This window comes from Pontibacter sp. HSC-14F20, assembly GCF_019599265.1.
In the GTDB taxonomy this organism is placed as follows: domain Bacteria; phylum Bacteroidota; class Bacteroidia; order Cytophagales; family Hymenobacteraceae; genus Pontibacter.
Genome location: NZ_JAHZTC010000004.1, coordinates 246,909 through 258,312 on the forward strand (window position 1 = coordinate 246,909; position 11,404 = coordinate 258,312).

Annotated in this window: 10 protein-coding genes and 1 tRNA gene; 7 read left to right on the forward strand and 4 right to left on the reverse strand. The window is 46.3% G+C overall.

From position 1 onward, the window contains the following. Positions 1-52 precede the first annotated feature (52 nt). Positions 53-637, reverse strand: a complete 585-nt coding sequence (locus tag K3G39_RS06200) for a WbqC family protein (RefSeq protein WP_220625304.1) — start codon at positions 635-637, stop codon at positions 53-55. 202 nt (positions 638-839) lie between these two features. Here K3G39_RS06200 and K3G39_RS06205 point away from each other — a divergent pair, with 202 nt between their 5' ends. Continuing rightward, entirely contained in the window at positions 840-1,751 is a 912-nt protein-coding gene (locus K3G39_RS06205; RefSeq protein ID WP_370627201.1) for a lysophospholipid acyltransferase family protein, read from the forward strand. Between the two features lie 61 nt (positions 1,752-1,812). On the opposite strand, the gene K3G39_RS06210 is transcribed toward K3G39_RS06205, so the two are convergent. Then, positions 1,813-2,439, reverse strand: coding sequence for an L-threonylcarbamoyladenylate synthase (locus K3G39_RS06210; RefSeq protein WP_220625305.1), 627 nt, complete (start codon positions 2,437-2,439; stop codon positions 1,813-1,815). Positions 2,440-2,651: 212 nt separating this feature from the next. Between K3G39_RS06210 and mltG the strand changes: the two genes are divergently transcribed. From mltG to K3G39_RS06235, 5 genes are all read left to right on the forward strand, one after another. Beyond that, positions 2,652-3,722 carry an endolytic transglycosylase MltG gene (gene mltG, locus K3G39_RS06215; RefSeq protein WP_255594045.1) on the forward strand — a complete coding sequence of 357 codons (1,071 nt, stop codon included), beginning with the start codon at positions 2,652-2,654 and terminating at the stop codon, positions 3,720-3,722. A gap of 102 nt (positions 3,723-3,824) precedes the next feature. Then, the gene (locus tag K3G39_RS06220) at positions 3,825-4,238 is read left to right on the forward strand and encodes a thioesterase family protein (protein ID WP_220625306.1); all 414 of its coding nucleotides are present in this window, start codon (positions 3,825-3,827) and stop codon (positions 4,236-4,238) included. Beyond that, positions 4,235-5,209: a YihY/virulence factor BrkB family protein gene (locus K3G39_RS06225; RefSeq protein ID WP_220625307.1), complete on the forward strand. Its 975-nt coding sequence runs from the start codon at positions 4,235-4,237 to the stop codon at positions 5,207-5,209. Before K3G39_RS06220 ends, K3G39_RS06225 begins: the two co-directional genes overlap by 4 nt. A 175-nt stretch (positions 5,210-5,384) precedes the next feature. Then, a tRNA-Ser gene (locus K3G39_RS06230) sits at positions 5,385-5,469 on the forward strand. Between the two features lie 251 nt (positions 5,470-5,720). Further along, on the forward strand, positions 5,721-6,935 hold the full coding sequence (locus K3G39_RS06235) for a site-specific integrase (protein ID WP_220625308.1): 1,215 nt from the start codon (positions 5,721-5,723) through the stop codon (positions 6,933-6,935). A gap of 1,503 nt (positions 6,936-8,438) precedes the next feature. Here K3G39_RS06235 and K3G39_RS06240 read toward each other — a convergent pair. After that, complete coding sequence (locus tag K3G39_RS06240; RefSeq protein ID WP_220625309.1) at positions 8,439-8,711, reverse strand: hypothetical protein; 273 nt, start codon at positions 8,709-8,711, stop codon at positions 8,439-8,441. A gap of 46 nt (positions 8,712-8,757) precedes the next feature. Next, a complete protein-coding gene (locus K3G39_RS06245) occupies positions 8,758-9,108 on the reverse strand; it encodes a hypothetical protein (RefSeq protein WP_220625310.1) in 351 nt (116 codons plus the stop codon). 389 nt (positions 9,109-9,497) lie between these two features. Between K3G39_RS06245 and K3G39_RS06250 the strand changes: the two genes are divergently transcribed. Continuing rightward, the gene (locus K3G39_RS06250) at positions 9,498-9,707 is read left to right on the forward strand and encodes a hypothetical protein (protein ID WP_220625311.1); all 210 of its coding nucleotides are present in this window, start codon (positions 9,498-9,500) and stop codon (positions 9,705-9,707) included. Positions 9,708-11,404: the final 1,697 nt, after the last annotated feature.

Below are 11,404 nucleotides of genomic sequence, written 5' to 3' on the forward strand. Positions count from 1 at the left end.
CCCCTGATTGTTAACAAGCCCTGGTCCGCAAAGGTTTAGTTTTGCCGGGGCATTATTGTAAGTAGGAAAGCGACTTCGGACCCTGTGTAAACAACAAGTCAATTATACTAAGGTCTTGTACAAATTGTTTGCCAAATACTTGTGTATAGGGTTGTACGTACAAGTTGTCAGGAATGATTTTAGGATGTATCCTATTTCTGAGGTCGAGCATCCCCTCCGGTTGCCCTGTCTGATAGCTGTCTGTGAACCCGATTGTCGGCTCTAGTTTCAGAAATTTAAGATAAAGCCGCAATAAATCAACGTTCAGGTCGAATAAATATTTCGGCTGACGCTCATATACCTCTTTCAGGTAGTCACTGTAAAATTCAAAATAAGGTGCACGACCGTAGGCCGCCTGTATGGTGCGCCAGTGCACGTTGTACCATTTCTGACTATAGTCAATCTCTATTTCAGTGATCAGGGTTTTGTCCTTGCTATTGCCCCGCAGTACTGGCACGCTCAGCGGCACCATGCCCTGCGCCGTGAGCACATGGCAGCGGTTACGGTAGCTCTGCTTCACGTAGTTTTCGTTTTTCTCTATCAGTAAGCCTTCCATCCGTAGCGCTTGCGCGAAGTACTGGATGGGCGGGTGGTACATGGTTTCGGTAAGGAGAAGCAATGGGTTGAGTTAAGAGTTTAAATTTGAACAAAGGACTATTTGACAAAGGATCGGTGCCTGTATTAATAAGTCCTTAGTCTTTTGTCAAGCAATCCTTTGTCAAGTACTGCTGCGAAATAAGCACGATTTCTTTAATTTCATAATGCAAGTATAGCTTGTACCTTTGCAGGCGATTATACCTGTGAAAAAATCTCCGAACATACCCATACATTATTACCCGCTGTGGTGGCTGCTCAAAGGCCTGTCTTTGTTGCCGCTGCCTGTCCTATACCTACTCGCTGACTTTTTGTTTGTGCTCGTGTATTACGTGATCGGCTACCGCAAAAAGGTCGTGCTGCAAAACCTGCGCAATTCCTTTCCCGAAAAGTCAGAACAGGAGATTCAAGGTATAGCAAGGGCCTTTTACCGGCAGTTCCCAGACCTGATCGTTGAGATACTCAAACTGGCCTCGATGGACGCAGCTGAGATGCGCCGCCGCATTGTGTTTTCCAATCAGGAGGTGCTCGACGATTATGTGCAGCGAGGCGGTACCGTTATTACCATGGGCTCGCACTCCGGTAACTGGGAATGGATTTTGTCGGCAGGAGCTGTGCAGTTCGGTTTTCCGGCAGAAGGTGTTTACAAACCACTCAAGAATGAATTCTTTGAAGAGTTCATGCTATACCTGCGTGGCCGGTTGGGTGCCCGCCTGATCAAGATGAAAGATACCATGCGCGACTTCGTGCGAAATAGAAAGACGCCGCGTGTGGTTGCCATGCTCTCAGACCAAACACCTCCTTATGGCGAGATACAGTTCTGGACAACCTTCCTCAACCAGGATACGCCTTTTTTTGTCGGAGCCGAGAAACTGGCGCATGCCTTTGGCTGTCCGGTGCTTTTCCTGGATGTGGAGCGCATCAAGCGTGGCCATTATTGTCTGACTTTTGACGTGTTGTCTGATGGCACCACCAAGCCCGGAGAAGGCACTTTCCTGATAACCGAAGGCTTCGCCCGCAAACTCGAAACTTCCATCCGACGCAACCCGGCCAACTACCTCTGGACCCACAAGCGCTGGAAACATAAGCGGCCGAAGGCCGCAGACGGCCAGTTCTGAGTCTCGAGTTCTGAGTTAAAATGGGAATATAAAAATGACCAGAACTCGAGACTCAGAACTCTTACAGATATTCCTCAATATCTCCCGCACCTTCTCTAAGCACTTCAAAATTGTTGGCTACGTCTACCACAGTAGAGGCGACATTCTGGCCGGGACCACCATCAATCACGGCATCTACTAAATTTCGATATTTTTCATAGATCAGTTCGGGGTCGGTGCTGTACTCGAGCACTTCGTCCTCATCGCGGATAGAGGTGGAGAGGATGGGGTTGCCAAGCTCCTGCACGAGCGCCAAAGCGATTTTGTTATCGGGCACGCGTATACCTACCGTTTTCTTTTTGCTGCCTGCATAGCGCGGCACGCGGCTGCTGGCATCGAGCACGAAGGTAAAGGGGCCGGGTAGTGCCTTTTTCATCACCTTATAAGTAGGCGTGTCGATCTTGGCATAATCGGAGATATGTGTAAGGTCGAAGCAAATGAAAGACAGATTCACCTTGTCGGGCTTAACCCCCTTGATCTGGCAGACACGCTCCACCGCTCTGGTGTTGTGTATGTCGCAGCCGAGTCCGTAAATGGTGTCGGTCGGGTAGATGATGATGCCTCCGTTGCGCAGGATCCCGACTGCTTCCTGTATCTTTTTTGGCTGTGGATTGTCCGGATGTATCTGTAGGAAAACAGCGTTCGCCATAGTTTTATTTTTATGAGGTTGAGCATTTAGGTATGGCATACTGATTAAAAGCTTACAGCGTTGCAGGTATGGTTTTGCGAACGGGTAGAAAGCTCGCTTAAAACAGATGCCGTTTCAAAATTAGTCAGATAAGAAAGAATAGTGTTATTTTTGTAGCCTAAACTATACAGGTCCGGAACCTGACATCCTTTTCCGGGCTCCTAATTTACATTATGGCTAACGAAGTCACCCCGCGCAGACGCGTCAAGAAAGAGAAAAGCATGTGGATTCCCGGCATTATTGTGCTGTTGCTGTTCCTGTTTGTGAGCTTTTCTTACTATGCCTACCAGATCGTGTATACGGCCAACGTCGACACCAAAGGGCAGGACACTTATGTATACATCCCGACCGGCGCTTCTTATGAACAGGCGCTCGATTCAGTAGAAGCCACCGGTACCATCATCGACCGCCTTTCGCTGCGCTTCATGGCCAAGCTCATGGACTACGACGAATTGGTGAAGCCAGGCAGGTATAAGATTGAGAACGGCTGGGGCAACCGCCAACTCATCGGTGTGCTACGCCTGGGTGAACAGGTGCCGCTCAGAATCACGTTCAACAACATCCGGTTGCGCAGCCAGCTGGCCGAAAAACTGGCCGCTGCTGTAGAACCATCGGCTGAGGAAATCGACAGCCTGCTCAACGACCAGGAGTATCTGCAGACGCTCGGTTTCGACACAACAACGGTGGTAAGCATGTTTATACCTAACACCTACGAGGTATACTGGACGATTAAAGCACCGGAACTCATGCAACGCATGAAAACCGAGTACGACCGCTTCTGGACCGCCGAGCGCAAAGCCAAAGCCGAAGCACTGGGCTTGTCTACGAAAGAAGTATCGACGCTGGCCTCCATTGTGCAGGCTGAGACAATCAAGAACGACGAGAAGCCGCGCGTGGCAGGCGTATACCTGAATCGTCTGCAGCGCGGCATGAAACTAGAGGCTGATCCGACTGTGGTATATGCAGTGCGCGATTTCTCAATCCGCCGCGTGCTTAACGTGCACCTGCAACACGACTCACCTTACAATACGTACAGGTATGCCGGCTTGCCTCCGGGCCCGATCAACGTGCCGGATATCTCCAGCATCGATGCCGTGTTAAATCCGGAACAGCACAAGTACATTTACTTCTGCGCCAAAGAAGATTTCTCGGGTTACCATAGCTTCGCCGTTACGCATGCCGAGCACATCGCCAATGCCCGCCGCTACCAAAGAGCACTGACGCAGCGGAATATTTTGAAGTAAATTGTTTAATTGCTGCATTGTTAAATCGTTGATTCGCAGGTATAATAAATGCCTATAGGAGGTCAATCATTTAGCAATTTAACCATCCAACCATTTAAACAAATGTTCGAATCAGAAGTACAGATACGCGTACGCTACGCCGAAACCGACCAGATGGGCTATGTCTATTATGGCAACTATGCTGCCTATTATGAGGTGGCCCGTACGGAGGTATTCAGAAGACTAGGTATACACTATAAAGAGATGGAGGCGACAGGCACCATGATGCCTGTGCTGGAGCTCAAATGCAAGTATATCCGTCCGGCCAAGTACGATGATCTGCTGACGATCAAGCTCTTTGTTAAGCACAAGCCGCACGGCTCGCGTATAAAGTTTGAGTACGAGGTGTATAATGAGGAACAGACGCTGCTGAACGTGGGCGAGACCACCATGGTGTTTGTGGATATGAAATCAGGGCGCCCGACGGCTATACCTGTGCTCATACACCAGAAGTTGGACGGATACTATAGCGAATGAGGCTGAACCAGCAATATCTGAAGCGCCGCAGAGCGTATCGCAAATTTATCGTGTTCCTGAAGCGGTGGCGTTTCAACAGCGGCCGGTCTTCGGTATACGACGTGGCCGATGTGTTGCTGGGCGAACTCAGGCTGGACTCCATTACCAAGCGTGCTTCTTACATGGCCTTCAACTTTACGCTGGCCATCTTCCCAACCATCATCTTCCTGTTTACGCTCATACCTTACATGCCCAGCATTTTGTCGTTGGACCTGGGCGAGAGTATCCTCAATTTCCTGGCCGATTTCCTGCCTAAGGAGATGTATACCGTAGCCTATGGCACCATCGACGACATTGTGAACAAGCCACGCGGGGGACTGCTATCTTTCGGTTTTCTCTTCGCCCTGATTCTGTCCACCAATGGTATCATGTCGCTGATGGATGCCTTCGACAAGAAGTACCATACCTTCTACAAGCGGCCCTACTTTAAAAAGCGGGTTATTGCTACCGTACTTACTATTGCGCTCTCCTCCATCCTCTTTCTGGCTGTGGCGGCAATCTTCTTTGGGCAGTGGATATTGGACGTGCTTGTCTTTTACGAGGTCGTGACCGAGAGTTATACCTATACCTTGATCGTGATTCTGAAATACGTGGCCATCATCCTGCTATTTTTGCTAGCCACATCGCTCATCTATTATTACGTGCCAGCGATACAAGACAAATGGCCTTTCTTTTCGGCTGGCGCCGTGGTAGCGACGATCTTGATTTTTGTGGTGTCGATGATATTCTCGCTCTACATCAGCGCGTTCGACACCTACAACAAATTCTACGGTTCTATCGGGGCGCTTATTGGTCTCATGATCTGGCTGGACTTTGTGTCGATGATTCTGATACTGGGCTTCGAGATCAATGTGAGCATCGACACAGTAACTAAACGCCTCACACGCAGGACGGCGCAGCATGCTGAAAAAGCTACTTCGGCGGCGGTGTAGGAGGGGTTTTAGGTATAGCCATCGGTAAGTACGGCTTCCGGCAATGATTACACTGAAAAATTTTGAGCTTCAAAATCAGCTGCTTATACCTTAAAAGCTTAAACCAGCTAAAAATAATTGCGTATAGTTTTGAAAATTCAACGCGGCACTATACTTTTGTGCTCGATTCAATTACAGAGAGTTGGCGGAGTGGTCGAACGCGGCGGTCTTGAAAACCGTTGACTGTAACAGGTCCGGGGGTTCGAATCCCTCACTCTCTGCTGGTAGCGATACCAAAATCACCTAAAAGCCTGCAAATCAAGTATTTGCAGGCTTTTTTTGTTTTAGTGCAAACATCAAATTATTCGCTTTTTCGAAGTATTAAGGTGAGTAATGCGGTGAGTGCATCTGAGCAAACTACTTACTCACCAGATTATCCGTAATTGACTGATAGTCAAGATGTATCATTGGTGTACATCTTGATTCGGTGTGACTGCAAGGCTATATTTGTTTTACCTTAAAAGTCACTGTTATGAACATCAATTTCAGTATCCTCTTCTATCTTAAGAAACCCAAAAACTACCTGTCTGGACCTGTTCCGGTCTATCTGCGTGTCACAGTGGCGGGAAAACGTGCAGAATTGACAACGGGCAGAGCCATTGAGCCGAACAAGTGGAATTCTGCTGCAGGGCGCGCCTTAGGTACTAAAGAGGCAGTCAGGTCTTTGAATGCCTACCTGGAAAATCTGCAAGGCAAGCTCTACGAGGCGCATCGGCAGCTAGTAAACGTGGGGGACCCGGTAACGGCAGAGAGCTTAAAGAACAAGTTCTTAGGTAAGGAAAAAAAAGGAAAGATGTTAGTCGGTATCTTCAAAGAGCACAACAAGCGAATTGAAGATCTGGTGGGTGATGAATTCTCGGCAAGTACGCTGGAGCGTTATACCACTTCCCTGAAGCATACACAGGAATTTCTTGCCTGGAAATTCGGGGTGAATGATATCGACATTCAGAAAATAGACCATGCCTTCATTACCGATTATGAACACTACCTGCGAAGCGTTCGCAAATGCTCCAACAACACGGCTGTCAAATACATCAAGAACTTCGGGAAGATTATTCGTATCTGCCTTGCCAACGGTTGGCTTTCGTCGAGTCCGTTCTTGAATTACAAGTCCAGGATAAGAACTGTGGAGCGTGTCTTTCTATCAGAAGAGGAGCTGCAGCGGATAGCGGAAAAAGAGTTTAGCTCTGAGCGTCTGTCACAGGTGCGGGATATTTTCCTCTTCAGCTGCTTTACCGGGCTTGCCTATGTGGATGTGCAGAAGCTAAGATACACTGATATACAAAAAGGGGTAGATGGGGAGCAGTGGGTGTATAAGAACAGGCAGAAAACGGATATTCCTTCCCGAATTCCCTTGCTGCCAACCGCTCTCAGGATCATTAACAAATACAAGCAGCACCCGCAGTGTATCCATGAAGGGAGGGTCCTGCCTGTGCCGAGTAACCAGAAGTTGAATGCCTACCTGAAGGAGATTGCGGATTTATGTGGCATTAATAAGCAACTGACATTCCATGCCGCCCGCCACACCTTTGCCACGACAATAACGCTATTGAATGGCGTGCCGATGGAGAGCGTCTCGAAGATGCTGGGGCACACTAACCTCAGAACCACCCAGCACTATGCCAAGATACTCGATGTGAAGGTGGGGGAGGACATGCAGAAACTTCGGGAGCGGCTCAAGCTGTGATTCAGTTACCGATCGAAGAGTTGCTCTTCTCCATGTAAAGCTACCAGTTCACGATTAGTACCTTCTCGCCCCCGAACAGAATATAGCAGTGGTCGTAGCAGAAGTGGTAGATGTTGCTCTAGCGGCTGAGATAGAGGTGTGTGAAGTAGCTGAGGTCAGCCTGTCCTATCTCAACCACTTATCGGTAAGTGGTTGTTTTACCCTGCTCTCCGATGTACGAATTTCGAATCAATTCACGGAGGATTTGAGAGTTTTAGCCGAATCTTTATCATGATCCTTTACCGAAGTACTATGCTAGCTGGAAGGCTTCAAAGCAGGCGTAGCCGAACTAGGCCTAGGTTGGAAAGTTAGTCTGGCAGCATGCGCCGAATCGGGCTCCTACTAGCAATGCGGCACAGATTAGCTGAACTGAAAAACCATCAGCTTGCAAGAGATAGCTTTTCAGGCTGATGGTTGGTATTGGAGTGGAATAGCTCGACCAAAAAATTGAATGTTTGAAATACATCCAAATGGAAATGAGGGATTCTGGTAAAAACGATGAGTCAAAAGGTTTTTGTATAATTTTCCTGTTTTAATTACCTTGTAAGCGTCACTGTTGCTCTTATTGACTTGCTTAAGGGTTTTGTGTTTGCAGGCAGTCATAGGTGAGCAAGTAAAAGTATATCCCTTCCTAGGCGCCTTGTCCATTCCAGCGGTCGTCGGAATTTTAAGCTCCGTTACTTTCCCTCCCCAATGATTTTAAATGCTTAGGCTTACTTTGCTGATGTTCTGGTGGGGTGTCATATAGAAGTAATCATTCTTGCCATCATTGTTCGGGGTAAAGATGTTGGGAATCACTAGATCACAATCACAGTTTTCAGCTTGTACAGTTATCTTGTCCTCTACTGTATCGCATCCATTGCTAGCCTGTACGCTATATCGGCCTAGCCAGCTGACTACAAAGCTGGAGGAGGTTGACCCATTACTCCAAAGTTAGGTCGCATATGCCTCTGGTGCCGGCAAAATAAGTGATGTTTTATCGCTAAAATACAAGTCAGGCCCTAGGTCGATGCTGATGCCCGGGTAATAATTCAATGTGATCTTGTCATAGACCACACAATTATAAACGGAAGCCACAACTTAATAGTCCCAGGAGCAGACACCGTTAAAGTGGGAGCAGTAGAGCTATCGGACCATGTGAGGGTAGCATTTGCCAGTTTAGGATCTAAAACCAGCTCCTCGCCAGCGAGCGCAAAGGGTTACATTAGGTCCCAGATCAATATTGACATTCTCACAGTTGAAAAAGTAGTAGGGTGGGAAATTGGGTAAACCCATATCGGATTGCCTCCCTTTCAGATAAACTGCATCCGTGACATATCCACATGCAGTGCCTAAAGCATTCGGAGTAGTGATCACGTCTAAGTAGCCCTCACGCTTTGCTACGTATATCCTTCCGTCCGGTCCTAGCTGCAGAGCGCCCACGCTATTTTGCTCACTTCCGATGGTTCTTTTCATTAGGAGGATTTATGAGTTTAAGATTTCGCTTGCAGAAGTTTTCTTCAGGCTCAGTTGATGGACTCTTGCAGGAGGGCCTCCGGCAAAGGAAGCTCCCGAGCTGACATATAAGAGTTTGCCATCAGGCGAAAACTCAACACCGTAGACATCAAAGAACTCCTCCGCCTGAAGCAAAACCGGATTTGATACTTCCCCGGTGGTTGGGTCGAAGGAGCAGGTTTCGACTATCCTGCTTCCATAAAAAACTTGTGCCAGCTTAAGGCCATCCGGCGATGCTTTCAAATAGCCCAGGTAGTCGCTGCTCCTAGGCTTGATGCCTACCTGTGACTCAACAGGCTGCTATCCCGTTTTCACTTAGCTGAAATGCCAGAATCGAGTTGCGCTGGTAGTTTCTTGCCAGCACCCAGAGATCCTTGCCGTTGGTATACCTGACAACAGTTAGCTGCTTTGCTGACTCAGCAAACATAGGGATGTTCTTAGTACTTGCCACTACATCGCCTCTGCCATTGTCAAGCCGCATATCGACTATGGAATAACGTAGCCCCTCATTGCTTGGCGAAAGCTTGCTTCTTTCATCGGTTGTGAATAGGTAATACAGGTGATTGGAGCCGGGCTTAGGTACGATCAAAGCCGTTTGCGTGGTGGACCAATGTCCGGGTAAGTCATGGCCATTCGGCATCAACTGATGGTTTTTGTTCCAGACCGAAATGTCGTCGGTATAGAAGAGTAAGTTGCCTTGTGAGTCAGAAATTGCGGATGATCCTTCTTTAAATATTCTGCGATCCAGAAATATTTTACCGTCTGTAAGGGCCTCTACGGATTAGTTATGAAATCTTAAACCGGCTTGGTTATGGAAATACCAATAGGATGTCTCTCGTTGTGCAGAAGAGGGCTAACTGCATAAAAAGAATAAAAGAAGGCTTATCAACCGAACGCTAAAGGACCAAGATGTGCAGACAAGCATTGGGTTCTAAGGTATATACTATGAAAGTGGTATCGAATGGGTTCTCAAATCGGAAGAATAATTGGAGAGGGAAAAATGTAAAATATTTTATAACAAAATAGTGTATGTCGTATGCCCTTGCGAGCAAGCACCATCACCTACGCCATGCCATCGATAAGATAGAGCATGAACAGGAGGAGCATCGAGGACAGGGCGATCGCCCTCCACTCAAGTCACCTTCGGAACTTCCTCTCCTCCTGGTGAAAATCAGAGGAATATTGTATCTGTGGCACTTTTTGTTTTGCTTTTTTTGGGACCTGGTGCTGGGTGGTTGAGGTTTCTTGAGTGTTAGCATGTATATGGGGTTATGAGAATATACTCATATGTTATTAGCTTGGTTTTGAATTTCCTTTGTCAGTTTATTGTCTTTTTTTAGAATGTCTGTATTTTAATTAGGAATCATCATCTCCAGAGGCATTGCCTGCAATACTTGAAGACTGGAGATATTTCCGGTTTGCCTACCGGCCCCTCCCGGTGAGCAGGTTTGTCCGCTGGCTGTGAATTAATGGTTTTGCTGCTGCTCTTTTATTCTTACTCTAAAACCTTCCTCTGAGGCCGTATGTGGAAACTCATAGGGTACTGCTCAGAGCCAAAGAAGGGCCTGCAAATTCCTTAATGACTAAGCCGAGTCTTATAGAACAGGTGATGCGTCTTCTCAGGATACTTAATGCCTAAGCCAGGCTTGTTTAAATCTAGTCTTTCAATTTCTGCTGGCTTGCTGCGTACATGCTTCATCTCAAGCTATTTAGAGGCAAATTCGTGCAAGAGAAGGGTGATTCTAGCATAGCCAACTACACCAAGACAGCTAGTTCATTCTCAGGATTCTCGCAAAGGGAATAGCTAAAGTTTTATCCAAAATCAATGCTGGATAAAATTGAATTTTTTTCAGGTTAGTTTCTTTGCATGGAGGTTTTTAGTGCAATTAAATATTAAAATTAAAATTTATGAAACCCCTTCTATATATAATTAGTAATGTATAAAAATTATTTAATGTTATTAAGGACGGGCAGGTTAGGCCAGTATTGGCACACTCTACACGATTAATACTAGATATTGTTTAGTGATTAGACCGATTATGAGTCAAACAAAATTAGTAACATGCTATTATACTTATAAAAGATTTCTTGACACGGTTATGCAATCGGTGTAAAAAATATGATAATGGTTAAGCTAGCACAGATATGACAATCAAGTTAAGTGTAGCTTAAGTGAGAAAAGCCTTTTGTTATATGTACTCTACTTTATTGCTTCTCATTATTAGAATGGTTTTCCGTGATTATTTGCCCCTGACTAGTATCAACAAAGTGCTGATAGGTCGTATAAAAATATCTCTAGATGTTTATATGTTAAATTTCGAGCAGAGTATTAGGTTGTCTTAGCAAGTTATTGATTAAAACTTTGGTTCAAGCTGAAGCTGAACAGGAGCTATTACTTTAGAGATTTAATCCTTTAGATAGAAAACAATAAAAAAGTAGTATGGCCAGAACCTTACAGAAAAGCCCTCCAAAAGCTTTCCCCTTGCTGTTTATATCACTTATACTATGTTTCAGGTGCACACAAGTCTTTGGGCAGGAAAGCGAATTTAAGCTTCCATCAATCTTACCTCCGTCTCCGAATTCAGCTGAACTAGGGAGGTATGGAGATATCCCAGTTAATTATTCCACTGGAGCTCTTAATCTAAGTGTTCCCCTACATACTCTGGCAACAAAGAACTTGAGTTTGCCAATTTCTGTTGGCTATGCCTCTAACGGTTTCAGAGTAAATGCAATTGCCTCCCGGGTGGGGTTTAATTGGGTGCTCAATGCCGGAGGAGTCATCACTAGAACTGTTTATGGTGAGCCGGACCTAGTACACAGTCAATTTAGTCATTAGGTATCACTTTAGCATACTGAGAAGCCATCTTTTCCCTGGCCTCCTTGACTGTGAAGCTCCAGTGGATTTTTACTTGTTTCTCATTTCGTTCTTCTATCCA